Here is a 23,751-nt window from a genome sequence, read left to right as displayed (position 1 = left end):
ACCCGCCCCCCTTTTCCGTCTTTTTTGCCATTTCAGTGTTCGTCTGAAGAAAGCGAAAATGCGCCCTGAGGCGCATCCGGATGCTGCAAGATTGCTGCGGGAGCCGCCAGAAGGCGACTCAGGTAAGCGATCAGTTGTTCAGCGTGTAATCGAGTGTGATCTCTGCATTAAGCACCTGCGAAACCGGACAGCCGGCTTTAGCTTTATTGATAATTTCATCAAAGGTGTCGTTATCAATGCCCGGCAGCGAGATGGTGCTGGTCAGCGCCACTTTCGTAATCGCGAAGCCTTCACCTTTTTTGTCCAGCGACACATCGGCACTGGTATCAATGCTTTCAGGTTCATGGCCTGCGTTACCTAACATGAGCGACAGTGCCATTGAAAAACAGGCGGCATGTGCTGCGCCGATAAGCTCTTCCGGATTGGTGCCTTTCTGCCCTTCGAAACGGGTGTTAAAGCCGTAAGGTTGCTGGTTCAGTACACCACTTTCTGTGCTGACTGTGCCTTTGCCTTTGATATCGCCTTCCCAATGCGCCGAACCTTTCTTATGAATGGTCATATCATTCCTCCTGTTGGTAAAGAAGGTAAGTATAGACAACGTCGCTCAGTTTGCCGGGCATGAGGCCGGATGCAGGGCCACTTCGCCCAGCAACGCATTCGCCTGCACCAGCGACGTCTGGTTGATATCGGCTATACACTTCGCGCCTGTTAAGGTCATCGCGACTTTCATTTCGTTTTCAATCAGCGTCAGCAGATGTTCGACGCCACGTTGGCCATGTGTGGCCAGCGCGTAAACAAAGGCCCGTCCCAGCAGAACAGTATCTGCGCCCAACGCAATCATGCGCACCACATCAAGCCCATTACGGATGCCACTGTCGGCAAGTATCGTCATATCCCCCTTCACCGCATCCGCGATGGCCGGTAAGGCACGAGCCGAAGACAACACGCCGTCCAGCTGGCGTCCGCCATGGTTTGAGACCACAATGCCATCGGCACCAAACCGCACCGCATCGCGGGCATCTTCCGGATCCAGAATGCCTTTAATCACCATTGGCCCGTCCCAGAACTCACGGATCCATTCCAGATCTTTCCAGGAAATCGACGGATCGAAATTCTTTGCCAGCCAGCCAATATAGTCTTCCAGCCCGGTCGGTTTGCCCAGATAGGTGGAAATATTGCCCAGATCGTGTGGTCGGCCCTGTAGCCCAACATCCAGTGCCCAGCGTGGGTGCGTGACAGCCTGCCAGTAGCGGCGCAGGGCCGCGTGCTTGCCGCTCATGCCCGAGTGCGCATCGCGATAGCGTGCGCCCGGCGTTGGCATATCAACGGTAAACACTAACGTGGTGCAGCCCGCCGCTTTCGCCCGCTCAAGGACGTTACGCATAAAGCCGCGATCGCGCAGCACATACAGCTGAAACCACATGGGCCGACTGATTTGCGGTGCCACTTCCTCAATCGGGCAAACGGAGACGGTCGATAAGGTAAACGGAATCCCTTTGCCCGCCGCAGCGCGCGCGGCCTGCACTTCCCCCCGACGCGCGTACATGCCACACAGCCCAACCGGTGCCAGCGCGACGGGCATGGACAGCGTTTCACTGAACAGCGTGGTTTCCAGGCTGAGCGCCGACATATTCCGGAGAATGCGCTGGCGCAGCGCCACGTCTGACAGATCGGCAACATTCCGCCGTAGCGTATGCTCTGCATAGGCACCGCCATCCAGATAATGAAACAGAAAAGGCGGTAAAATGCGCTGCGCGGCGGCGCGATAGTCACTGGCGGCAGAGATGATCATCAGCGGTTTTCCTTGTGATTGTGCAGGTCATGACCCGGCAAACGCGTAATTCGCGCCTGCCTGGCTTCGTCTTCATCAAGTGTTTTCATCGTGGTGTGAACAAAACCCAGATGATCCATGGCGGCTGACCGGGCAGCCTCGGCATCGCCCAGTAAAATCGCGTCGAGCATCGCCCGGTGCTGATCGGTCAGGCGGTCAAAAATCACCGGTCTGATGTACATCAGCTTACGACTGTGCAGCATGGACGAGTGCAGTAAATCGAATAACCCCCGCATGGTTTGCAGCAGCACGATGTTATGTGAGGCTTCTGCGATGGCCAGATGAAAGCGCAGATCGGCCTGCCCGGCCAGATGGGGATCGTCACTCTCTTTCATCGCCAGCGTGGCATCAAAGGCGTACCGCAGACGCTCTTTATCTGACTCGGTAGCCCGTAGTGCCGCATGCCAGGCCGTGCTTCCCTCTATCGCATGGCGCGCTTCAAGAATGTCGTAACGGTAGTCTGGATCGTTGGCGAGAAGCTGACGAATGGGCTCGACGATGCGCTGCTCAGACCAGGGCTCCTGCGGCTGACGCAGCCAGGTACCGTCACCGCGCCGACTCATCAAAACGCCGCTGCTGATCAGTTGCTGAATAGCTTCACGCAGCGACGAACGGGAAACGCCCAGCGCGGCCGCCAGCTGACGCTCGGCGGGCAAACGCATGCCCGGCTCAAGCTGATGATCGCGGATATAGTGCTTAAGCCGCATCGGTAAAGGATCGTTTGGTGTCATGGGATCATCCAGGGAAAAACGTAAGCCTGCAGCGTGGTCATCACCCCAACCAGGCCGGTGAAGATCAGGCTGTGCTTTACGGTGAAGCGGAACAGATCGGACTCTTTGCCGACCAGACCGACCGCTGCACAGGCAATAGCGATCGACTGGGGAGAGATCATTTTACCGGTGACGCCACCCGTGGTATTCGCTGCCACCAGCAGGATATCGGAAACGCCAATCTGCTGCGCCGTGGTGGCCTGCAACGCGGCAAACAGCGCGTTGGAGGAGGTATCCGAACCGGTAAGAAACACGCCAAGCCAGCCCAGAAAGGGGGAGAAAAAGGTAAAGGCATGGCCCGTGTGCGCTAAGGCCAGCGCCAGCGTGGCTGATAAACCCGAGTAGTTCGAGATAAAGGCAAAGGCCAGCACCATACCAATGGAGTAGATGGGCAACATCAGGGATTTCAGTGTTTCGACAAATGTCCCGACTGCCGCTCTGGGTTTCATTTTCAGAAAGATAATCGCCACAATTGCCGCAATCAGAATGGCAGTGCCGGTTGCAGACAGCAGATCCAGTTTAAAAATGGCGGGCCAGGCGCTGGGCTGTGCCACAACCGGCGGTATCCGGGTAATCCAGTCATGCAGGCCAGGGACGGGAATGCTCATCACCCAGTTGGCCAGTGCACCCCCTTTGGCAAACAGCGCTTTAAAGGGCGGGATACTCCACAGCGTTACCGTTGCGGTGAGAAACAGGAAGGGCATCCAGGCGCGAATGACCTGCTTTGTCGTATACGTCTGCTGACGTGCGGGTTGCGTCGCCGTCTGATTTTCGGCATCGCTGAAGCGAAAGATGCGAACCGGCTGCCAGACGCGCAGAAACAGAGTCAGGGAAACCAGTGATGCCAGCGAAGAGATAATATCGGGTAACGCCGGGCCCAGGAAATTTGAACTCAGGAATTGGGCTATCGCGAACGACCCACCCGCAACCATCACCGCCGGCCAGGTTTCTTTCACCCCGCGCCAGCCATCCATGATCGCCATGATCCAGAACAGCACGATGACGGTTAAAAAAGGCAGCTGGCGTCCGGCCATCTGACCGATGGCAAAGCTGTCCAGACCGGTAACCTGCCCGGCGACAATAATGGGAATACCCATCGCACCAAACGCCACCGGCGCGGTATTCACGATCAGGCATAACCCTGCGGCATAAAGCGGATTAAAACCCAGCCCTACCAGCAACGCAGCCGTGATCGCCACCGGCGCACCAAAACCTGCCGCGCCCTCTAAAAAGGCACCAAAGGAAAAACCGACAATCAGCATCTGTAAGCGCTGATCCGGCGTGATCGACAAGATGGACGCGCGAATGATATCGAACTGTCCCGTCCTGACCGAGATTTTATAGACAAAGACCGCGGCCACGATAATCCAGGCAATGGGCCACAGGCCGTACAGGAAGCCGTAGGCCGCTGAGGCCAGCGCCTGCTGCCACGGCATATGATACAGCAGCAGCGCAACTCCCAGCGCCAGCATGACAGTGATGGTGGCAGCCTGATGGCCTTTCATCTTTAGCTTAATCAACGCAAAAAAGAAAAACAGAACAGGCAGTAACGCAATCAGGCTGGAGAGCCAGATGTTATTGAGCGGATCATAATTTTGCTGCCAGACCTGCATGCCGTTATCTCCAGAAAGGTGATGAGAGCGATGCGCGACGGGCATAAACACAGGGCGCATCTGTCACGCCCGCTCTGCTTATTGGTCCTACCAATTTTGCCAGTTAGGGCTTATCCGTTACAGATACTTAACCCGCTGTTAACCCAAGGCAACAGTTACGGCTTTAATTTTAACGTTATGTGAACCACTGAAAAGGTTTAGCTGTTTTGGTCGGACCAATCACGGTTGTGTAAAGGCGTATTTGTAACTTTGCGGATGAAAACGCAGATTTAACCCGACCAGTCCAATCGTAACGCCGCACTGGAGCCACCAGATCGTGGAGAAATCCCCGGTCAGTGCATGTAACTGACCGGCGATAAAGGGCATACTGCCGGCAATAATAAAGCCAATCCCTTGCATGAACGCCACCAGTCGTCCGCCCGCATGCGGATGCGCCAGATGGTCCAGCGCCAGCACCAGCGCCAGGGGAAAAGCACCACCCAGACCCACGCCCGCCATTCCCACCCACAGCCATGGATGGTAAAGCGGTGCAAACAGGAGGCCAAGCATACCGCTTAGCTGAAAAATCAGCGTTAACAGCAACAGCGGCCGTCGATCCGGGCCGCGCGTCAACAGCGGAAACACCATCGCCCCGGCGACCTGGCAGGTAATCATCACGCCCAACAGGCTTCCGCCCGCCTGTGCGCTCCAGCCGAGTTGATGGTAGAAATCAGGCAACCATGCTACGCAAATGGCATAACCGCCATTCACTAAACCAAAGCTGAGCGCCAGCATCCAGGCGCGCGCGTTGCGCCATAGTGAAGGCATCACGACCGACGCGCGCGCTGGCGACGTCACCCCGGGCATCCACGCCCAAAGCAGGATGGCCAGCAGCGCAGGCACGGCCCAACTGCTGAGGGCCATCTGCCAGCTCAGGTGAGCACTTAACCACGGTGTTAATGCGGCACCCAGTCCGCCCCCGCCCATCAGGGCCGCAGACCACAGCCCGGTCATCATCGCACTGCGTTGTGGAAAGCGTTGGCGGATAAAGCCCGGCATCGCCATTTGCACTATCCCGATACCAATGCCGCCCGGTAGCGTGCTCCCTACCAGCGATTCGCCTTGCGCCACAAAAAGGCGGCTGAGGAGCGCCAACACTAACAGCGCCAGTCCGCCACACAGCAGTCCGCGCAGTTGAACACGCTGCATAAGTGGTGCGCTGATTAACGCTATCGCTCCCATCATCATCATGGGAATCGCAGGCAGCAGTGACGCTGCCAAGGCGGAGAGCCCAATGCTTTCGCGTAACTGATCCAGCAACGGACTGACGGAGGTCATCAGTGGACGCATATTCAGTCCCGCCAGCACCAGGGCGGTAACGATCACAATATTCTCTTTTTTCATGGGCCATCCTGGAAGTAAACCTTGTCAGCCTGACAGCTGTGGTTACTATTTGGAAATGGAATATCATCATGACAGGCAGTGGAAAAATGAATCGCCAGCCTATGTTCACGCCCCAGCAGCTTCTGAGCTTTGTTGCGGTCTGCGAAACCGCCAGCTTCACCCGTGCCGCCGATCGCGTGCACCTGTCGCAATCAACAGTGAGCCAGCAGGTGCGGCGACTGGAAGAGAGGGTGGGAAAAGCCCTGCTGGCTCGCTCATCACATCAGGTAACCATCACGGAGGAAGGCGAGAAGCTGCTGGGTTATGCCCGCCGTATCATTGCCCTGAATGGCGAAGCACTCGATGTGTTGAGCGATAAGTGGCGCGATGGTGTGCTGCGGCTTGGCGTTCCGGAAGATTTTGCGGCCCCTACGGCTGCCCTGCTGGCGCAGTTCAGTCGCGAACATCCCCATATGCGGCTGGATGTGATGAGCGGGATGCAGGTAGAACTACGTCGGGCCTGGCAGCGGGAGGAACTGGATATCATGCTGATTAAGCAACCTTACGGTGAACGCCCGCTGGCTTCCCGACCCGAGCCGCTGTTATGGCTGGACAGCGCCGCATATCCCTGCTTTGAGCATTCGCCGGTGCCGCTGGTCCTGTTTCCTCAACAGGGACTTTATCGCGAGGAGATCTGCCAGACGCTGGATGGGCTGGGCCGCAGCTGGCGCATCGGTTACAGCAGTGCCAGCCTTGTGGCCCTGTCTGCCGCCAGTGCCCAGGGCCTGGGCGTTACGCTGTTGCCTGCCAGCTGTCGTCTGCCTGCACACCGTGTGCTGGGCGACCAGCAGGGCTTGCCGGTGATTGACACTTTTGAGCTGGCGCTGTTTTGTCGCCAGCCGGATGAGGCGCTTCAGCGCCAGCTGGCAGAGGCACTGGTGACATTTGCCGATCTGCACTGGCAGTGAGTTTTTCACTGACAGGCAGTGGTAAAGGACGCTGTAAAACCAGAAACCGCGTGCAGATGCGGACGCGCCCCCTGTCAGAAAGCTGGCATGGGGCGCGGACAGCCGAATGAAGGCGACGCTAAACCCGAGCCTCCCTCGTCTGTGACATTAACGCCATCGCAAGCGTATAGAGATGGGCGCCATCAGAAGCCACCGGATCGTCTTCGGCATAACATCCAATCATAGAGGCCACTTTATCTGCCGATAAGCTTTCCCCATAGAGATGCAATGTCAGGACTGCACGACCTACGATTTTAAGTACGTCTTCATGCAAGATCTGCGGGATATTATTCAATGAAAAAATCCTCTGCCAGTAGTGATATCGATGTATCCTCCTCAATATAAAGGCGTTTACAAGTCGTTTTCATCTTCTCTTCTGGCGATACTTTTGCATTATTAATGCGTTAATTCCGTCGCAAATGCGGAATAATCTGATTAACTTTAAATTGTGTATTACAAAGAAAATATTAGAAAAAACATTCTTAATCTTAATGGCTTAGTCCATGTAAGCGGTTTCACATCTGACGTTTTAATTGATTAAAATTTCCCAACTAATCTTTTTCATCTTCAGTTTATTCTTAGATAAAAGCGCCGCCCGGCGCAGGGTTTGCAGGTTAACATTGCTGTTGTGTACGCTTTCTGACAGACTTGCGCTCGCAATGATGCCCCAACTTACAGCCGCAGAGGCCGCACCCGTGACCGCTTTTTCCTCGCTTAATTCTCTTCCCGATAGTCAGCTCGATAACCTGCGCGAGATGGGCTATACCCGCATGACGCCGGTCCAGGCCGCCTCACTGCCCGCTATCTTAGCCGGACGCGACGTTCGTGCGCAGGCAAAAACCGGCAGCGGCAAAACGGCCGCATTTGGTATTGGCCTGTTGCATCATATCGACAGTGCGCGTTTTCAGACTCAGGCGCTGATTTTATGTCCGACGCGAGAACTGGCCGATCAGGTCAGCAACGTTCTGCGGCAGTTAGCGCGCTTCACGCGCAATATCAAAATCCTGACCTTATGCGGCGGCCAGCCCATGAGTGCGCAGCGCGATTCGCTGGTGCATCCGCCGCAGATTGTGGTCGGTACGCCGGGCCGTATTCTTGACCATCTCAAGCGCGAAACGCTGCAGCTCGACAGTCTGCGCACGCTGGTGCTGGACGAAGCCGATCGGATGCTGGAAATGGGCTTTCGTGACGATATGGAAACCATTATCGCCGCCACGCCCGCCGCGCGTCAGACGCTGCTGTTCTCTGCCACCTGGCCAGACGGCATTGCAACACTGAGCCAGCGCTTTCAACGTGATGCGCTGAGCGTCGTGACGGAAGAGGTCAGCGAACTGCCGGCAATCGAACAACAATTTATTGAAGCGACGCACGGCGAAAAATTGTCGCTGCTGATTAGCCTGCTCAGCGAACGCCAGCCATCGTCCTGTGTGGTGTTCTGCAACACCAAACGCGAATGTGATGATATTGCCGCCGCGCTTAACGCCCGCGATATCAGCGCCCTGCCCCTGCATGGCGATCTCGAACAACGCGATCGCGAACGTGTGCTGATCCGGTTTGCTAACGGCAGTGGTCGCGTGCTGGTGGCGACAGACGTCGCGGCCCGCGGCCTGGACATCAAGTCGCTGTCGCTGGTGGTGAACTACCAGCTGGCGTGGGATCCCGAAGTGCATCTGCATCGTATCGGCCGTACCGCGCGGGCGGGCGAAGAAGGCGCTGCCGTGAGTTTTGTCGCGGCCGATGAAATGGCGCGCGCGCATGCGTTAGAAGATTTCCTGCAGCAGAAGCTGCCATGGGTTGCCGCCAGTGCGCTCAGGAAAAGCAGTAAGCCGTTGCCGGCAGCCATGATGACGATTTGCATTGATGGTGGGCGTAAGGCCAAGATTCGGCCCGGCGATATTCTGGGTGCGCTGACAGGAGAAGCAGGCTATCGCGCCGATCAGATCGGTAAGATTGATCTCACCCCGACGCATGCTTATGTAGCGATTGAAGCGGCTCAGGCAAAATCTGCGCTGGTCAAACTTAAGCAGGGCAAAATCAAAGGCAAAACCTGCCGGGCTGTACTGCTGAAAGACTAAAAGAAAGGGCGAGAATCATTCTCGCCCTGCCGATTATGGCTCATCGATCCGCATAACGTGCAGCGTGGTTTTGTCACCTTTTCCGTGCACTTTACCGCTGACGCGAACTTTGTCGTCAGCGGAATAGGTTTTGCCATCGAACGTTTTCTTCGGCGCAATAATGGTTAAAGTGCCGGTGCTGTCACGAAACTGATAATTATTGTCCGCGACTTTTTTTACGATATAACCTTCCAGCGTGACGTAACCGCCCTGGCGAAAGTCACGAATCTGATCGATGTGCGTCTGTCCTGTGTCTTCTGACCCTTTGTAGCCTGCATCCTGTTTATGCTGTGGCGGCGGCGTATCACCTGCCTTGAAGCCACCTTCTTCCGCGTAAGCCCCTGTGGTCGCTACCGCCAGTAAGGTCGCCAGTACTAATTTTTTCATCGCTTACTCCTTTATAGAGAAAAGTATCCATGCTGCGTTCTCACTGTTAAGCCTGGCACAATAATCGCTTAACGTGCGTTTTCCCCTCTCACCTTTTTCCGAAGGCTGCCGATAACTTCATCACACCCTTTTTCACCTGCTGCGCTGACGCTGAGGCAACGATGGATAATTTTCAGAAAGAGATCGATGAGAGAGCGAATCTCGCCTTATCGAATAAGTTTGAGCTGCTGCTGTTTCGCCTTGGCTCTGACCAGTTAAAAGGTAAATCAGAGCTGTTTGGGATAAACGTATTTAAACTGCGTGAAATTGTTCCGATGCCGCCGATTACGAAAGCTGCTGGCATGCGTTCGCCGTTGCTGGGCATGGCGAGCATTCGTGGACAGTTCATTCCTGTTATTGACCTGCCTGCGGTAGCCGGTTGCGTGCCTGAAACGGGCCTGAATCTGCTGCTGGTGACCGAATACGCGCGTAATACGCAGGCGTTTGCCGTCGAATCCGTTGAAAACATCGTGCGTCTTAACTGGAGCCAGGTTCATACCGCTGAAGCCGGTATCGGTGGACGTAACATCACCAGTATCGCGTGCCTGGATGACGACGAACAAAAAAGCAATCTGGCCATGGTGCTGGACGTCGAACAGATTCTCTATGACATCATCCCGTCCGTTCGTGGCGTGGAGCCTGAAGCGCCGAAAGAGCGTCAGTATAAAATGAAGCCCGGTTCCGTCGCGATTGTGGCTGAAGACTCCAAAGTTGCCCGCCAGTTGCTGGAGCAGGGCCTGAAGAGCATGGGCATTCCTGCCGTCATGTGTAACACCGGCCTGGAAGCGTGGGAAAAAATCAAAGCGATCCACCAGCAGGCTCAGTCGCAGGGTGAATCCATTCACGACAAGATCGCGCTGGTGTTAACCGACCTGGAAATGCCGGAAATGGACGGCTTTACGCTCACGCGTAACATCAAGCGCGACACCACGTTGCGTCATATTCCCGTCGTGATCCACTCCTCGCTTTCGGGCAGTGCTAACGAAGATCACGTTCGCAAAGTCGGGGCTGATGGCTATGTTGCCAAGTTCGAATTAAACGAACTGTCGGATGTCATTTTCAAAGCGCTGGAAGCCGCAAGTTAAAACGTAGCGGGCAGCACAACCCTGCCCTGCTGTCACCTAACGTTCAATACATGAGACTATGAAAATGCAGAGTGAAGCGCTTCCTGTCGTACGTAAACCCCTGTTCCGCGGGCGTTTACGTCAGCTGAGCTGGATTGCAATGGTGATAGCCTGTCTGGCGTTCTGGGCCGGCGTTCTTGTGCTGATGGTATAAGCGCAGCCTGGAAACCGGCTTCTACATTTCGCGAAAAGGGAATGAAAAAAGGCTGCCACTGGCAGCCTTTTTGATTACGGTAAATGCACAACGCTATAACGCTCTTTAGCCTTTTCAGAGCGCCTGTGGCTGACTCTGAGTTGCAATCCTTGTCGCGTTAATCTGAACAACGACCGTTTTGCAAAAAATGCATTTTGCTCCATGCGGGTTGGCTCTTGTCACATCGAAATGTGATGTACGGTACTGCGAGCCATTACAGTGAGGACACTTGAAACGCGTAATTTTCAGTCCTTAGAGACCAACAACGTTTGCAGCAGCTGGGCCTTTAGCACCATTTTCTACTGTAAATTCAACTTGTTGACCTTCATCTAAAGTACGGAAATCAGTACCCTGGATTGCAGAGAAGTGTACGAATACATCTTTGCTGCCGTCCTGAGGAGAGATGAAACCGAAGCCTTTCTCAGCGTTGAACCATTTAACGGTACCGCGGATTTTGTTAGACATGTTTAATTCCTTAAATAATTGAGCCTTCCGGCGTAATGGCCTGAGAACAGATTTCAATCAGAACGTAAGAGAAGACTCAAAAAGAAGGAATGTCTCGCGACAGGCTTAGAGATGAGAACTGCTGTAGATACTTACTTTGATAGCGTCTGTTAATCAAACCGACGATTCATTAGGTCACATCCTCGCGTTGCATGCAAGGGTTATTTTGAAATCGATGCAAACAGGGCAGATAAGCCAGACGACGTGCCTCTGCCCTGTTCTGCCCTCAGCCTTGGCGAATGTGGATTCTGTGGCCCTGCTCACCGGCTGCCAGATCGTCACGCAAGGTTAACTCGGGGATCGCGTAATCCCCGCCGTTTTGCCGATAATAGCCAACAGGTGCAGTAATAAACAGGTTATCGAGCCGCTTACTCAGTTCCTGACACAGCGCATCAAAACGTACGCTATCGATCCGGCCGGTACGGTAAACCGTGAACGGCGGCAGCACGTCAAAGCCGGGGTAAAACAGAATGCCATGCTGAATGGGAAACAAGATGTCATCAATATGCCCATTGATGCCGCGAGGACTGTAATGCGATGCCCATCCGCCCATCGTGACCACCAGCATGGCGCGCTTCCCTGCCAGCGTACCTTCACCGTAGCGATCGCCCCAGTGCGTATCTGAATGTTCGCCTACGCCGTAGGCAAACCCGCAGGCATAAACACGATCGATCCAGCCTTTCAAGATGGCGGGCATTGAGAACCACCATAACGGGAACTGCAAAATCACCGCATCGGCCCAGAGTAGTTTTTCCTGTTCCTGCTGGATGTCTTCGCTTTGAAAACCGCCTTCAAAAGCCTGAGTGGATTCCAGTGAGGGAGTAAACCGTTCGGCATGTTGGCGATGTTGTGTGTCGGCAGGCGATACGCGCGCCTCCCAGTTCATGGCATAGAGATCGGAAACGCGCACCTGATGGCCCAGCCGTTCCAGATGACTGACGGAAAAACGCGCCAGCGCACCGTTAAGCGAGCGGGGTTCAGGGTGAGCAACAACGATTAACACATTCATAAACTATCCCGTGTTGATAAAAGAGACAGGTAGCCTGCGCCTGATTGTGCTATCAGTAAAAGTAAAGGAACGGATAGTCGCTATAGACAGGACTGATACCATGAAGCCCGATCTGAATTTGTTGATCACGTTAAACGTCCTGCTACAGGAAAACAGCGTCAGCCGTGCCGCTGAACGGTTAAACCTTTCCCAGCCTTCCGTCAGTGCCCGGCTGGAACGCCTGCGTACTTTATTTAACGATCCGCTACTGATTCCGCTTTCCCATGGTATGCGCCCTACGGCACGAGCAGAAGGATTACGCCTTTCGCTTGAAGAACTGGTTACCAGGATCGATGAAGTCGTAGCCGAGCCGGGACCCTTTGTGCCCGCAGAGGCAGACATCACCTGGCGCATTGCCGCCACGGATTATGGTGCGCAGACGGCGCTGATGCCGTTGATGAATACCTTACGTCAGGAAGCGCCGGGCACCCGGCTTGCCATTCTGGATATGAAACCGGCGTTGATTGCACAGCAGTTAGAAAAAGGCACGGTCGATCTGGTGCTTCATCTGCGTGACGACGTGCCTGACGGGCTGCATGTCCGCCCACTGTTTCAGGAGCGCTATGTGGTAGCAGGCCGTCAGGGTCATCCCGCCCTGCATTCTGCTATCACCGCCGAAGCGCTCTGCGCGCTGGAGCATGTGGTGGTGTCGCCAGACGGCGGCGGCTTTCGTGGGGTGACGGATAGCGTGCTGGAAGCCAGAGGATTGAGCCGGAAAGTGGTACTCTCTGTACCCCACTTTTTGCTGATGGGCACCGTGCTGAGTACCAGCGATTTAGTGGCGTTGATGCCGGAGAGAGTGGCGGCGATGATGCCGGGATTAATGACCGTGCTACCGCCGATTACGATTCCGGGCTTTGAGCTGGTGATGCTGTGGCATGCGCGATCGCACCGGGATTTGGGGCACAGGTGGTTGAGGGAGCGGGTGGTGGGGAGGTTTCAGGATGGGAATATGGTGAGGTTCTGAAGTACTATTAAAGTAATTAATATCATAAAGGTGAGCGATATGGATAAAGAGATACACGCCGAAGCGAGTAAGTTTTTAAGTTACATTTTACGGCATAAACCTGAAACGATTGGGTTAACTCTCGACGCGGAGGGGTGGGCTGATATTGATACATTGATCCGCCTTTCAAAAGTAAAAGGCCATCAATTTGATAAGGACCTCATTCGCACTATTGTTGAAAAAAGCGCGAAGAAACGTTTTACCCTCTCTCCTGATGGCTTACATATTCGAGCCGCACAAGGACATTCTTCTCAGCAGGTGGATATCCGTTATGAAGAAAAAACACCTCCTGCTCTTTTATATCATGGGACTGCTACACGCTTTCTGGTATCTATCTTTGGGGAAGGCCTTAAACCTCAAAGTCGTCAATATGTCCATTTATCTGGCGATGAAAGTACAGCAATTCAGGTTGGCATGCGTCACGGAAAACCTGTCGTTTTGAAGATTCAGGCTCGGACCATGCATGAACAGGGTTTTACTTTTTTTCAGGCTGAGAATGGCGTCTGGTTAACAGAGAAAGTGCCTTATCAGTTTATTCAGCAATAATTACTATTCACCTCCGTCTCGCTCTGTCTTATAGCGGGATGATTCAAGGCTAGCCATTTTCAGCCATTCATTAAAGCTATCTACATAACCTCTATTTTCCCAGCCAGGCGAAGCAAAAGCATGTACATAATAGACTCTTGGATCACCTGTTGTGTTTGTACCATCAAAACAAGCTATATCGTTAGAGTAGTTTAATTTAGCAAATGGCACTAATTTTCGAGTAGGGTATCTTTCTTTTAATTCATTCATCCAGAATGAAGATGATTCCTGAGATTCACAAATAAAAGACCACGGCTCAATGTCAGGAATAATATCCATAGACATTATTTCAGCATAGGAAGCCGGATATCTAAAATCATCAGGAAGTTCGTCCTTTGTGTATAAATAAACACCCATTTATTACTTTCCTTTTCCTGTTACTCTGGGAGGTTCAGTTGATCCATAAGGATTATTGGTACAAAAGCCACCAAACTGTTTATTTATTCTACCTGTTATTGCCTCCCCCCAAGTTTGAGGAACAAAATCACGTTTTCTGTCTGCAAAACGTTCAACTTCAGAAGGTGTTAATGTCTCGTTATAGCTTCTTACATTCGCTTCAATATTTATACCTGCTTCTCTGGCAGCCCTGATCCTCGTGTTATCAATGCTGGTCCTTTTCCATCAGGAATTTTGATAACATCCACTGGTTCTCCCTTATTTCAGTAATTGTTTAGGAGTAGCAAACCCACATTCTTTATCTATGGAATAACGCCCTCCATCCCATCTATAAGCTTCAATCTCATTACATATTAATCTAATATTTGTAAAGGGATTCCCCTCATCATCATAGTTGCTAAAAACCCTCCAAATCATCTCACCATCTCCATTTAGATAATAAATATTCCGTGCGCACTCAACTTTCCCATATAGATCCTGCATATCTAATCGATTAATAACTACAATTTTTTTTCCATCATCAAGCAGAACTTCGCTCAAAACATTATCATTCATTATCACACTCTCACTTTATCGGTCCAGGAACACCAAAGCTAGTATCTGAAATTTGATCTAAAAGTTGATATTGCACATTTCCGCTTTCGGAAGCTCCAAATTCAGGTTGAGCGGCGACCTTAACAACTTGCATTCTTGTAACAGCTGGTACAGTAACCTCCGCAACTTGTGTTGGTACGTTTGGTAAGGCCAGATGTTGTTGAATTTGCTTAGGGGTCATTCCTGCAATTTCATCCGCCCGAACCAGAAATGCACCTATAGGGTTATTTGATGTAGAAACACGCACAAAAGTCAAATCTGATGTCATCGTGAATGTTCTAACCTGTGTTGCTGAATCATAAGGAGCATTCCAGCCTCTATTGATGAAAGGAGCATTTGCTTCGTCTGCACTTATGGCCTTAACATTAGATATCATGCTAATTTTAGATGGATATAATGTTGCTGCCGCAGTTTTACCGATACCTACTGCACCGCCAGCGCCAATACCGCCTGGTACTATAGCTTCCGATAACTGAATACCGATATTATGCAGACATATATACAGCTCGTCCTTACAGGTCTGTAACGCGACTTGCTCCATCCGTGCAATTGCAGGTGTAGCGGCGGCGAGTAAACCACCACCCAGACCGGCGGGGATCGCAACTGTCAGTGCATCATTTATCGCCTTACCACGCTCACACGCTGCACCAACCGGATTATCAGCACAGGATGCAATATCTTGACCGTGCTTTCTTACAAAATCTTTCTGACCTAGCTCTGTGCCGCCCCTCATTAAATTATTCTCAACCGTAACCTTCCCGGCCTGAGCAGCGGTAACCATATCTGCAGCCCCGCTCCCCGCCAGGCCCCCAGAAAGACCCGCTGCCAGTGTTGCCAGCGCCGATACGGTTTCTTTCTCCCTGTCATCCATCTCATAGGGCTGCTTGCCGTAGATTTCGCTCGCCAGCATGCCGGTCAGCTCGCCTGTCACCGCCTCTGCGGCCCCTGCTGCGATATTTTTGTCCTGTGCGGCCGCAAGCGCCGCATTGACAACCGCATGCGCCATTAACCGGCCGGCCGGGTCTAAATCTGAATGCCCGATCAGGTTGGCAATATAGGGGGCTGCGCCCCCGGCGGCGGCGCGGATATCACCCGAAGCCAGTCCCTGTACGGCAGCCGTTGCGGCTGTGACAATGCGCTGTACGCTGCCACCCACAGCGAAAGGCGAAGCACTGAGCGCACTATCGTAATAGCTCTGCCTGGCCTACTTGCTGATTTGCTCACTGGTCGGCGTCTTGCCCGGATTCGCTTTTTCCCAGTCCGTTTTAGCCTGCTGCAGTTTTTCCGGACTAGCCTGCTTCATGTCATTATTTGCAGCGCGCGTCGCTTCAATTGCGCCCTGCGTTTCGACAATATCGCCCACCTGGCTGCCAATCTCGCCAATCATCTGCGCGGTCTGCAGTCGCTGCTGTTCTTTCTCTTTGTTAAAGATCGGGCTGATGCTGTCGTTGGCATGTGCCGTGTCGCGACTCAGCGTGGCGGTATCCTGCTTCTGGTCAGCCTGATTACGCACCACTATCGTCCCGTCAGCCACCGCTGACCGGGTAGTTCCTTCAGCATGCCCTTTTCCGTCAGCGCCTGCCAGCATGGTGTTAGCCATATTCCCGGCGAACTGGCCCGCCATGCTGGCACCCGAGCTCATGCCGATGTCCTGATGTTCCGTTTTGTAGTCGGCCGCGTTATGCAGATCGGTAAAACCCAGCGTTCCCGTATCCAGACGGTTTTTATCCGCCCCGGCCTGAGATTTAACCGGACCTTGTTATAGAGACAAAAGTGAAGCTGCCGCATGAGCCATAACTGGACTCTTTCATGTCGCGCCTGACAGAGCGATTTTATTTACCGTAGGTAATGCTAAATCGCCACGCCCTGTCAGCTGACTGCCGTAATTAACTAAGTCTCCGTTGGCAGGGCCCATGACTTTTTCAGGTGGCGTTGATAATCCGATTCCGGCCTCAGTTATTAATTGAGCCGCTGACTAAATGAGATTGCAAAGTTGGTTCTGAGTTGTGTTGCTGTATTGAGAATGAAATGCTGATGCCAACGACGTTGGCTGGATCATCCTGTCCCTCACTGGCTGACAGATCTGTACACCAGTTAAAACGGCGTTCACCACCTGATTGGCAGCCAAACTCCTATTGCCCCTTTGACTGACCTACTGAGCCGCAACCACCGCCCTGTTAATAAGAAATTGATATTAAAATCAACGTACAATTGCGGTCTTTTAAGGGAAATAAAGCCCCCGAAGACCTCATCAGGGGCGAATGAAAAGCACTAAAGACTTCTGATCTGTTGCCCGGCGACATCTATCATCAGCCTGTCCTCTGGCTGAATGATATCCAGCATATCACCCTGCTGACAGAGAAAGGCAACACCGGCTTCGCGGGCAATAATGGCAGCGTGAGAGAGCGCACTGCCCTCCCGCAGGCAAATGCCTTTTATCTGCTTCACATCCAGACTGGCGACCGCAGAGGGAAAGATGTCATCGGCAATCAGAATCGCGGGGACATCCGGTGTTGGAAGCGTAATCTCACGACCGCTAAGGTGACACAGGGTGCGGTGCAGGATGTCTTGAATATCGATAAATCTCGCCTGCAGGTAAGCATCATCCAGTTGCCGGTATTGCTGACTCAGCGCCATGAGTACCTCATACCAGGCGGATTCGGCACAGCACCGCGCCGCACGAATCTTCTCGCAGGCTTCATCAAACATATCTGCATCATCCAGCAACGTGTGATGCCCGGCGAAAATAGCGGCTACCGCCTCGCCATAATTCGCTTCTGCCCGTTTATGCAGCGCATCCAGATCACAGAGAGTGTCAGCGATTGCCTGCTTCAGCCGTCGGCATTCCTGCTGCTCATCGGCACATGGACGCCGGTCAGGCTGCGCCAGCGGCAAGGGATAAAACACCGCTTTACCCTGCACCTGTCCCGTGTCCGGTACCGTTGTCCTGAGCGACATCGTTTCAGGTTGCTCGCCAAAATTTTCCGCTGCCAGAGAGGTGAACGCTTCCAGCGCAGCGCCCGCTTCGGGGCCACGTGCCGACAAGGTAATCTGATCGTTACAGCGCACCTGCAGCAGAGCAATCTGGTTGAGACTGTCTGGCGTGACACACTGGTTATCTTTTTTCAGTACCAACTCCGCATCAAAGCCAGCCAGCGTGGCCACAAGCCGTGAAGCAGGACGGACGTGCAGGCCATGGTGATTTTTTACGGTCACCGTGACCGATTGTGCGTCCTCGTGTGGGTTAACGGTGGCGACGCTGGCAACGGCACTATCAGGTGCAATACCCAGTTGTGCCTGCTTCGCCTCTAGCGCCTTCATGGCCACCGTCATCACCTTTTCGATATCGGCACCCGCCGCCGCACTGACGGTTGCCGCCAGCGTACCTTCCACCAGCGGTGCGGCACACAAACGCACTTTGGCCGCAATGGCAGGATCAAGCAGCTCAAGCGCCGTTTCTGCACTTAACAGCGCACTTCCCATATCCATCATGACCAGAACATGATCCGCATCTGCCACCGATTCGATCGCCGCCATCACTTTCACGGGATCCGTGCCAATCGGATGATCAGGATCGTCAATGCCGGCAGCGACCGCCAGCTTGCAGCGATCGCCGGTTAACATTTGTCGCGCCAGCATCTCCACGCCGTTACCCAGCAACGCACTGTGTGACACGATCACCAGATTTACCATGTGCTTCTCCTTAAGCTTTGGCGGCGGCAGCCAGCATCTGCATCATAAACATCACCGATGTTGCCCCCGGATCCTGATGACCAATACTGCGCTCTCCCAGGTAACTGGCGCGGCCTTTGCGGGCCTGCATTGTAATGGTGGCGTGAGCGGCCGTTTCTGCCTGCTCGCAGGCGGCATCCAGCGCGGCGATGACCGACATATTTTGCTCACTGGCGTGCCGCAGTGACGCCACCACCGCAAGCCAGACATCACACATCGTTTTATCGCCGGGTTCCGCTTTTCCTCGATTCACCACGCCTTCGGCCCCTTCGCGTATCATTTGATACAGCTCTTCCAGCGTCAGGCTCTGGTGTGCCTGTGTGACCTGCGCCGCCCGGATAAAGAAAGTGCCAAACAACGGCCCGCTGGCACCGCCCACATTGGAAAGCAGCGTCATGCCGGTATTTTTGAGGATAAAGCCAATATCCTTATCGGCAATCGCGGGCAGCTTCTCGACCACCTTACTGAAACCCCGGTGCATATTTAAGCCGTGATCGGCGTCGCCAATTTCGCGATCCAGGCCGGTGAGAAAATCACTTTCACGGGTAAAAACTTCACCACAGCGGTAAAGCCAGTTCACAATTTGGGCGCGGGTAAGTGACATGTCGAACTCCTTAACAGCCCCAGTTCAGGGCAGGTGTGTGTACCGGGGCATCCCACAGTGACAGGGCCTCATCATCCACGCTTAACAGCGTGATGGAAAAGCCCACCATATCCAGCGATGTGCAGTAGCTGCCCACCAGATTTCGCGCGATAGTGATGCCGCTTTCGTCGCAACGCTGAGCCAGGCGGTTATAAACACCATACAGTTCTGACAGTGGCGTAGCGCCCAGATTATTAACCAGCGCAATCACACGATCGCCGCGGGTTAATGCCTGCTTACTGTGTTTAACCTCTTGCCAGCTTCCGCTGTTTTGATCCCAGTGACGTAGGGTACGGCTGTAGTTGCCATTCTCCAGCAGCGTGTCGAACATCTCATCGGCCGTCTTGTCCAGCGAGGTAAAAGTACGGCGGTCGATGCCGGGTTCGCCATGAATCCCTACACCGAACTCCATTTCGTTGTCCTGAAGTTCGAACGAGCGTTTGCCGGCGGCGGGCACGGTACAGGCGCCTAACGCAATACCGATCGAGTGGCCCAGGTTATTGAGTTTACGTCCCAGCGCCGCACAGGCTTCCAGTGAATCGCCCCGCTCCGCTGCGGCGCCAAGCAGTTTTTCAATCAGTACCGTATTCGCCACACCACGTCGTCCTGTCGTGTAGAGACTGTCTTTTACGGCCACGTCATCGTCAACCACCACTGTGGTGACTTTTACACCGCTTTCGTGCAGCAGCTCGGTGGCGGTTTCGAAGTTGAGAATATCACCGGTGTAATTTTTGATTATCATCAGTACGCCTTCACCACCGTCAATTTTCATGGCGCATTCATACATTTTATCCGGCGTTGGCGAGGTGAAAATCTCACCCGGGCAGGCACCCGAAAGCATGCCCGGACCAATAAATCCGCAGTGCATCGGTTCATGGCCGCTTCCGCCGCCCGACAGTAAGGCAACCTTTCCGGCGACAGGCGCATCGGCGCGCGTCATACAAACTGGATCCTGATGCAGCGTCAGTTCAGGATGGGCACGAGCGAAGCCTGCAAGTTGTTCACTCAATACATCTTCCACACGATTAATCAGCTTTTTCATGGGTATGCTCCGTTAGCATCGGTTTGCCGCCGCTCTTGCCTTAGCAAAAGGGACAGCATTATCAGGAGAGCGAGACGGCGAAAAGCAGCGCGTCGGTGGAGTGATTCTTACGGAGTCGACAGGAAAAAAAATGCCCCTCTTCAGCGTTCCATAAGGGAACGTTTTGCTGCGTTATTATGTTTCGTTATGAAACGTTTTATCGCACTTACGGCGAAAAATGAGAGGCAAAGCAAGAAATCGGGATCGTTGCATGTGATCAATCTGTCTGAGCGATAAGCGTTTTATCCCCTCAGGCTGGCGCGCAGTCGCGTCCTTCCTCTCACATGGGTTCCGGGTAGTCTCTTAACCGCTAAGAGGCGATCGCGATCGCAACATGGCTTTTCGAGCGCGTTTATTGTTTCAGGATGGAACATAACTGGCCGTATGGCGTTCCATATAAGAACGTTGGCGTCAAAAATATTTCCCCTCACCGTTGATCGTAAAGTGAGTCGCGTACGCCGGTCATCATCCGGCTCACATCGCCAACTGAGCCAGAAAGATGCGCGCGTTCATCTTGCGAACATGTTCTTACTTGAGGGTGAAAGGAATGCCAAAAATTATTCAGTCTCCAGCGAAATATATTCAGGGCCCCGATGCCTTGTTGTCCTTTGGGGAATATGCCAAAAACCTGGCAAATCATTTTTTTGTGATTGCCGATGACGTTGTGATGAAACTGGCGGGCGATCAGGTCCTGTCCGGCCTTGCCAGCCACAGTGTGACCTGCCATGCCGAACGCTTTAACGGGGAGTGTTGCCGGACGGAAATAGAACGCCTGATGGCCCTTGTCGAACAGCATGGCTGCCGGGGCGTGATCGGACTGGGTGGGGGGGAAACGCTGGACACCGCTAAAGCCGTCGCCTGGTATCTGAAACTGCCGGTGGTGGTGATCCCGACCATCGCGTCGACGGATGCGCCTACCAGCGCGCTGTCGGTCATTTATACCGAATCCGGTGAGTTTGCTGAGTACCTGATCTATCCCAAAAACCCTGACATGGTGGTCATGGATACTACAATCATTGCCAAAGCCCCGGTTCGCTTACTGGTCGCCGGTATGGGTGATGCCCTGTCGACCTGGTTTGAAGCAAAAGCCTGTTATGACTCGGGCGCAACCAGCATGGCGGGAGGGAAATCGACCGCGGCCGCGTTAAGCCTGGCGCGTCTGTGCTATGAGACGCTTCTGGCTGAGGGCGAAAAAGCGCGCTGTGCCGCCCAGGCGGGCGTCGTCACGGAAGCCCTGGAACGTATTGTGGAAGCCAACACCTATCTGAGTGGTATTGGTTTTGAGAGCAGCGGTCTGGCTGCCGCTCATGCGATTCACAACGCATTTACCGTGCTGGAAGAGTGCCATCATCTTTATCATGGCGAAAAAGTGGCGTTTGGTACGCTCGCGCAGTTGGTACTGCAAAACAGCCCGACAGATGAGATCGAAACCGTGCTGAACTTTTGCCAGAAAGTGGGCCTGCCTGTCACGCTGGCACAGATGGGAGTGAAACACGGCATTGAAGAGAAAATAAGCGCGGTTGCCCATGCGGCCTGCGTGGAAGGCGAAACCATCCACAATATGCCGTTCCCGGTTAAACCGGACAGCGTGTACGCAGCCATTGTGACTGCGGATCTGCTGGGGCAGCAGTGGCTGTCACGTTAGCCGACTGCCGGTAACCGCTGGCCCGGGTATCACGGGCACCAGGCGTCCCTCTGACCGGATCTGTCAGAGGGATTTTCTATGGTTTTCTGGCGGAAAACGTGATGACGGGTTTACCTCCCCATAGCAATAATGACGGTTCAGTGGTGATTACGCAGTCATGGCAGCGCTGCAGTAAATATATGCAACGCGATAACTGGCAGACGCCACACCAGGCGCAGGGCCTGACCTATGAATCCATATGTCGACGCAAAGCCGCGTTGATAACCCTCGGTCAGGCGACGCTGGAGGATGCATGGGAATACATGGAAAACCGTGCCTGTGCGCTGCTCATTCTGGACGAATCAGCCTGTATTCTGACCCGCTGCGGCGCGCCTGAAACGCTGATGCAGCTTGACACATTAGGCATGCGGGATGGCAGCTATTGTGCGGAAAGCATTATCGGTACCTGTGCCTTATCGCTGGCGGCGCTTGAAGGTCAGCCCATTAAGACCCACGGCGAACAGCACTTCAAACGGGCCCTTCATCCCTGGTTTTTCAGCTCAACCCCAATATTTGATAATCATGGTCGCTTATTTGGCTCCATTTCTCTGGCCTGCCAGGACAAGACGCAGGCATCGTCAGATCTTTCTCTGACGTTAGCCATTGCCCGTGAAGTGGGCAACTCGTTACTGACGGACACTTTGCTTACCGAGTCCAACCGCCATCTGAATCAACTCAATGGCCTGCTGGAAAGCATGGATGACGGCGTGATGGCCTGGAACGAGCAAGGCGTGTTGCAGTTTCTCAACGCCCGGGCCGCACGGATGTTGCATCTGAATGCGCTGACCAGTCAGGGAAAAATGCTGGCGGATTTGGTGATCCTGCCTGCCCTGTTGCGTCGGGCCATCACCCAGGTTCAGGCGCTGAAGCATGTAGAAGTCACGTTTGAAAGCCAGCACCAGTTTGTGGATGCCGTCATTACGTTGAAACCGATTGTTGAACCCCAGGGCAACAGTTTTATTTTGCTGCTTCATCCGGTTGAGCAGATGCGCCAGCTGATGACCAGTCAGTTAGGCAAAGTCAGCCATACGTTTGAACAAATGCCTGAAGAAGATGCGGAAACACGACGTTTGGTTTGTTTCGGCCGTCAGGCCGCAAAAGGCCGCTTTCCGGTCTTACTGTGTGGGGAAGAAGGCGTGGGGAAAGAGCTACTCAGCCAGGCGATTCATAATGAAAGCGACCGGGCGAGTGGTCCCTACATTGCGGTTAACTGTCAACTTTATGCCGACAATTCTCTGGGAGAGGATTTTACAGGCAGTGCGCCCGGCGAGGATGAAGATGGCCGGTTAAGCCGACTGGCGCTGGCCAGCGGCGGCACGTTGTTTTTGGAAAAGATTGAATATCTTACTCCGGCTCAGCAGTCTGTGCTGCTTCAGGTCATCAAACAGGGCGTACTGACCCGGCTGGATGCCCGGCGGCTTATTCCTGTTGATATCAAAGTGATTGCCACAACGACCACTAATCTGGCCCATCTTGTGGAACAGAATCGTTTTAGCCGTCAGCTTTATTACGCCTTACATTCCTTTGAAATTGCCATACCGCCTCTGCGGGCGCGCCGTCACAGCATTCCCTGTCTCATTAACACCCGGTTGCGCAGGCTGGAAAAGCGGTTTTCATCACGTTTTAAAGTGGATGACGAGGTTATCACGCAGTTAATGCAGTATGGATGGCCAGGCAATGACTTTGAGCTCAACAGCGTAATCGAGAATATTGCGATCCGCAGTGAAAATGGCCATATCCGGCTAAGCAACCTGCCTGAATCACTGTTTTCTGAACAGGCTGATAATACTGCCGGCACGGCGTTGTTGCCGGATGATTTGTCTTTTCGCGCCATTGAAAAAGAAGCGATTCTTCAGGCAGCCCGAATGACGCATGGCAAGGTACAGGCTATGTCGGCGATGCTGAATATTGGACGCACCACCTTATGGCGAAAAATGAAACACTATGCGATTGATGCCAGTGAGTTCAAACTAAAGTAAGGGCTGTCGGTTATATTCGCCAGCCAATGAGGCGGTCAGTCTGCGCCTGACCGCCTTGT

The 23,751-nt window shown here is 53.6% G+C and carries 24 protein-coding genes; 8 read left to right on the top strand and 16 right to left on the bottom strand.

Annotated features, from left to right (window positions below):
- Positions 1–130 precede the first annotated feature (130 nt).
- From G5574_RS18085 to G5574_RS18065, 5 genes are all read right to left on the bottom strand, one after another.
- The gene (locus tag G5574_RS18085; protein WP_164483004.1) at positions 131–559 is read right to left on the bottom strand and encodes an OsmC family protein; all 429 of its coding nucleotides are present in this window, start codon (positions 557–559) and stop codon (positions 131–133) included.
- 45 nt (positions 560–604) lie between these two features.
- Entirely contained in the window at positions 605–1,792 is a 1,188-nt protein-coding gene (gene lldD, locus G5574_RS18080; protein ID WP_058701167.1) for an FMN-dependent L-lactate dehydrogenase LldD, read from the bottom strand.
- Positions 1,792–2,562 (bottom strand): transcriptional regulator LldR, encoded by a 771-nt coding sequence (gene lldR / locus G5574_RS18075; protein WP_033738599.1) that lies wholly within the window; start codon positions 2,560–2,562, stop codon positions 1,792–1,794. Before lldR ends, lldD begins: the two co-directional genes overlap by 1 nt.
- Positions 2,559–4,214, bottom strand: a complete 1,656-nt coding sequence (gene lldP / locus G5574_RS18070) for an L-lactate permease (RefSeq protein ID WP_033738598.1) — start codon at positions 4,212–4,214, stop codon at positions 2,559–2,561. The genes lldR and lldP overlap by 4 nt, the downstream gene beginning before the upstream one ends.
- A 219-nt stretch (positions 4,215–4,433) precedes the next feature.
- Complete coding sequence (locus G5574_RS18065) at positions 4,434–5,597, bottom strand: cyanate transporter (protein ID WP_164483003.1); 1,164 nt, start codon at positions 5,595–5,597, stop codon at positions 4,434–4,436.
- Positions 5,598–5,683: 86 nt separating this feature from the next.
- On the opposite strand from G5574_RS18065, the gene G5574_RS18060 reads away from it, so the two are divergent.
- A complete protein-coding gene (locus G5574_RS18060) occupies positions 5,684–6,544 on the top strand; it encodes a LysR family transcriptional regulator (protein ID WP_164483256.1) in 861 nt (286 codons plus the stop codon).
- 734 nt (positions 6,545–7,278) lie between these two features.
- Positions 7,279–8,658 carry an ATP-dependent RNA helicase DbpA gene (dbpA, locus tag G5574_RS18050; protein ID WP_110268633.1) on the top strand — a complete coding sequence of 460 codons (1,380 nt, stop codon included), beginning with the start codon at positions 7,279–7,281 and terminating at the stop codon, positions 8,656–8,658.
- Positions 8,659–8,691: 33 nt separating this feature from the next.
- On the opposite strand, the gene G5574_RS18045 is transcribed toward dbpA, so the two are convergent.
- Positions 8,692–9,084: a YgiW/YdeI family stress tolerance OB fold protein gene (locus G5574_RS18045; RefSeq protein WP_006118076.1), complete on the bottom strand. Its 393-nt coding sequence runs from the start codon at positions 9,082–9,084 to the stop codon at positions 8,692–8,694.
- Positions 9,085–9,245: 161 nt separating this feature from the next.
- On the opposite strand from G5574_RS18045, the gene G5574_RS18040 reads away from it, so the two are divergent.
- Together G5574_RS18040 and G5574_RS23905 are read left to right on the top strand one after the other, a co-directional pair.
- Entirely contained in the window at positions 9,246–10,208 is a 963-nt protein-coding gene (locus G5574_RS18040; protein WP_006118075.1) for a chemotaxis protein, read from the top strand.
- 58 nt (positions 10,209–10,266) lie between these two features.
- Complete coding sequence (locus G5574_RS23905; RefSeq protein ID WP_255421330.1) at positions 10,267–10,401, top strand: hypothetical protein; 135 nt, start codon at positions 10,267–10,269, stop codon at positions 10,399–10,401.
- Positions 10,402–10,515: 114 nt separating this feature from the next.
- Here the strand turns inward: G5574_RS23905 and ymcF are convergent, their stop codons facing one another.
- The 3 genes from ymcF to G5574_RS18025 all read right to left on the bottom strand — a co-directional run bounded on the left by ymcF (position 10,516) and on the right by G5574_RS18025 (position 11,953).
- Positions 10,516–10,689: a cold shock small protein YmcF gene (gene ymcF, locus G5574_RS23770; RefSeq protein ID WP_110268586.1), complete on the bottom strand. Its 174-nt coding sequence runs from the start codon at positions 10,687–10,689 to the stop codon at positions 10,516–10,518.
- Positions 10,690–10,692: 3 nt separating this feature from the next.
- On the bottom strand, positions 10,693–10,905 hold the full coding sequence (gene cspE, locus G5574_RS18030; RefSeq protein ID WP_006118073.1) for a transcription antiterminator/RNA stability regulator CspE: 213 nt from the start codon (positions 10,903–10,905) through the stop codon (positions 10,693–10,695).
- A gap of 265 nt (positions 10,906–11,170) precedes the next feature.
- Entirely contained in the window at positions 11,171–11,953 is a 783-nt protein-coding gene (locus tag G5574_RS18025; protein ID WP_054634428.1) for an NAD(P)H-dependent oxidoreductase, read from the bottom strand.
- Positions 11,954–12,053: 100 nt separating this feature from the next.
- Here G5574_RS18025 and G5574_RS18020 point away from each other — a divergent pair, with 100 nt between their 5' ends.
- Together G5574_RS18020 and G5574_RS18015 are read left to right on the top strand one after the other, a co-directional pair.
- Positions 12,054–12,959, top strand: a complete 906-nt coding sequence (locus G5574_RS18020; protein ID WP_164483002.1) for a LysR family transcriptional regulator — start codon at positions 12,054–12,056, stop codon at positions 12,957–12,959.
- Positions 12,960–12,998: 39 nt separating this feature from the next.
- Positions 12,999–13,544: an RNA 2'-phosphotransferase gene (locus G5574_RS18015; RefSeq protein WP_133745034.1), complete on the top strand. Its 546-nt coding sequence runs from the start codon at positions 12,999–13,001 to the stop codon at positions 13,542–13,544.
- A gap of 3 nt (positions 13,545–13,547) precedes the next feature.
- Here G5574_RS18015 and G5574_RS18010 read toward each other — a convergent pair whose 3' ends face one another.
- The 7 genes from G5574_RS18010 to dhaK form a co-directional block, all read right to left on the bottom strand.
- On the bottom strand, positions 13,548–13,940 hold the full coding sequence (locus G5574_RS18010) for an SMI1/KNR4 family protein (protein WP_133745033.1): 393 nt from the start codon (positions 13,938–13,940) through the stop codon (positions 13,548–13,550).
- 297 nt (positions 13,941–14,237) lie between these two features.
- Positions 14,238–14,534 carry a DUF7957 family protein gene (locus tag G5574_RS18005; RefSeq protein WP_164483001.1) on the bottom strand — a complete coding sequence of 99 codons (297 nt, stop codon included), beginning with the start codon at positions 14,532–14,534 and terminating at the stop codon, positions 14,238–14,240.
- 10 nt (positions 14,535–14,544) lie between these two features.
- Complete coding sequence (locus G5574_RS23900; protein ID WP_280530481.1) at positions 14,545–15,579, bottom strand: VENN motif pre-toxin domain-containing protein; 1,035 nt, start codon at positions 15,577–15,579, stop codon at positions 14,545–14,547.
- A gap of 198 nt (positions 15,580–15,777) precedes the next feature.
- Positions 15,778–16,215: a hypothetical protein gene (locus G5574_RS23895; RefSeq protein ID WP_269751041.1), complete on the bottom strand. Its 438-nt coding sequence runs from the start codon at positions 16,213–16,215 to the stop codon at positions 15,778–15,780.
- Positions 16,216–16,844: 629 nt separating this feature from the next.
- Entirely contained in the window at positions 16,845–18,266 is a 1,422-nt protein-coding gene (dhaM, locus tag G5574_RS17995) for a dihydroxyacetone kinase phosphoryl donor subunit DhaM (protein WP_058708257.1), read from the bottom strand.
- Positions 18,267–18,276: 10 nt separating this feature from the next.
- A complete protein-coding gene (gene dhaL, locus G5574_RS17990) occupies positions 18,277–18,909 on the bottom strand; it encodes a dihydroxyacetone kinase subunit DhaL (RefSeq protein ID WP_006118067.1) in 633 nt (210 codons plus the stop codon).
- Between the two features lie 10 nt (positions 18,910–18,919).
- On the bottom strand, positions 18,920–19,990 hold the full coding sequence (gene dhaK, locus G5574_RS17985) for a dihydroxyacetone kinase subunit DhaK (protein WP_058708256.1): 1,071 nt from the start codon (positions 19,988–19,990) through the stop codon (positions 18,920–18,922).
- Between the two features lie 586 nt (positions 19,991–20,576).
- Here dhaK and G5574_RS17980 point away from each other — a divergent pair.
- Both G5574_RS17980 and dhaR read left to right on the top strand, forming a co-directional pair.
- The gene (locus tag G5574_RS17980) at positions 20,577–21,674 is read left to right on the top strand and encodes a glycerol dehydrogenase (protein WP_164483000.1); all 1,098 of its coding nucleotides are present in this window, start codon (positions 20,577–20,579) and stop codon (positions 21,672–21,674) included.
- Positions 21,675–21,775: 101 nt separating this feature from the next.
- Positions 21,776–23,692 (top strand): dihydroxyacetone kinase operon transcriptional regulator DhaR, encoded by a 1,917-nt coding sequence (gene dhaR / locus G5574_RS17975; protein WP_164482999.1) that lies wholly within the window; start codon positions 21,776–21,778, stop codon positions 23,690–23,692.
- The last annotated feature ends 59 nt before the right edge of the window (positions 23,693–23,751 follow it).

Origin of the sequence: Pantoea stewartii (assembly GCF_011044475.1) — a bacterium.
GTDB lineage: Bacteria > Pseudomonadota > Gammaproteobacteria > Enterobacterales > Enterobacteriaceae > Pantoea > Pantoea stewartii.
Note: the sequence above shows the minus strand (reverse complement) of the source record. Positions and strands in the feature narration are given on the sequence as shown.

Excerpts from the sequence above, each read along its gene's own strand:
- G5574_RS18085 (WP_164483004.1), bottom strand. The coding sequence starts at position 559 with ATGACCATTCATAAGAAAGGTTCGGCGCATTGGGAAGGCGATATCAAA.
- lldD (WP_058701167.1), bottom strand. The coding sequence starts at position 1,792 with ATGATCATCTCTGCCGCCAGTGACTATCGCGCCGCCGCGCAGCGCATT.
- lldR (WP_033738599.1), bottom strand. The coding sequence starts at position 2,562 with ATGACACCAAACGATCCTTTACCGATGCGGCTTAAGCACTATATCCGC.
- lldP (WP_033738598.1), bottom strand. The coding sequence starts at position 4,214 with ATGCAGGTCTGGCAGCAAAATTATGATCCGCTCAATAACATCTGGCTC.
- G5574_RS18065 (WP_164483003.1), bottom strand. The coding sequence starts at position 5,597 with ATGAAAAAAGAGAATATTGTGATCGTTACCGCCCTGGTGCTGGCGGGA.
- G5574_RS18060 (WP_164483256.1), top strand. The coding sequence starts at position 5,684 with ATGAATCGCCAGCCTATGTTCACGCCCCAGCAGCTTCTGAGCTTTGTT.
- G5574_RS18045 (WP_006118076.1), bottom strand. The coding sequence starts at position 9,084 with ATGAAAAAATTAGTACTGGCGACCTTACTGGCGGTAGCGACCACAGGG.
- G5574_RS18040 (WP_006118075.1), top strand. The coding sequence starts at position 9,246 with ATGGATAATTTTCAGAAAGAGATCGATGAGAGAGCGAATCTCGCCTTA.
- G5574_RS23905 (WP_255421330.1), top strand. The coding sequence starts at position 10,267 with ATGAAAATGCAGAGTGAAGCGCTTCCTGTCGTACGTAAACCCCTGTTC.
- cspE (WP_006118073.1), bottom strand. The coding sequence starts at position 10,905 with ATGTCTAACAAAATCCGCGGTACCGTTAAATGGTTCAACGCTGAGAAA.
- G5574_RS18025 (WP_054634428.1), bottom strand. The coding sequence starts at position 11,953 with ATGAATGTGTTAATCGTTGTTGCTCACCCTGAACCCCGCTCGCTTAAC.
- G5574_RS18020 (WP_164483002.1), top strand. The coding sequence starts at position 12,054 with ATGAAGCCCGATCTGAATTTGTTGATCACGTTAAACGTCCTGCTACAG.
- G5574_RS18015 (WP_133745034.1), top strand. The coding sequence starts at position 12,999 with ATGGATAAAGAGATACACGCCGAAGCGAGTAAGTTTTTAAGTTACATT.
- G5574_RS18010 (WP_133745033.1), bottom strand. The coding sequence starts at position 13,940 with ATGGGTGTTTATTTATACACAAAGGACGAACTTCCTGATGATTTTAGA.
- G5574_RS18005 (WP_164483001.1), bottom strand. The coding sequence starts at position 14,534 with ATGAATGATAATGTTTTGAGCGAAGTTCTGCTTGATGATGGAAAAAAA.
- G5574_RS23900 (WP_280530481.1), bottom strand. The coding sequence starts at position 15,579 with ATGGCGCATGCGGTTGTCAATGCGGCGCTTGCGGCCGCACAGGACAAA.
- G5574_RS23895 (WP_269751041.1), bottom strand. The coding sequence starts at position 16,215 with ATGAGCTCGGGTGCCAGCATGGCGGGCCAGTTCGCCGGGAATATGGCT.
- dhaM (WP_058708257.1), bottom strand. The coding sequence starts at position 18,266 with ATGGTAAATCTGGTGATCGTGTCACACAGTGCGTTGCTGGGTAACGGC.
- dhaL (WP_006118067.1), bottom strand. The coding sequence starts at position 18,909 with ATGTCACTTACCCGCGCCCAAATTGTGAACTGGCTTTACCGCTGTGGT.
- dhaK (WP_058708256.1), bottom strand. The coding sequence starts at position 19,990 with ATGAAAAAGCTGATTAATCGTGTGGAAGATGTATTGAGTGAACAACTT.
- G5574_RS17980 (WP_164483000.1), top strand. The coding sequence starts at position 20,577 with ATGCCAAAAATTATTCAGTCTCCAGCGAAATATATTCAGGGCCCCGAT.
- dhaR (WP_164482999.1), top strand. The coding sequence starts at position 21,776 with ATGACGGGTTTACCTCCCCATAGCAATAATGACGGTTCAGTGGTGATT.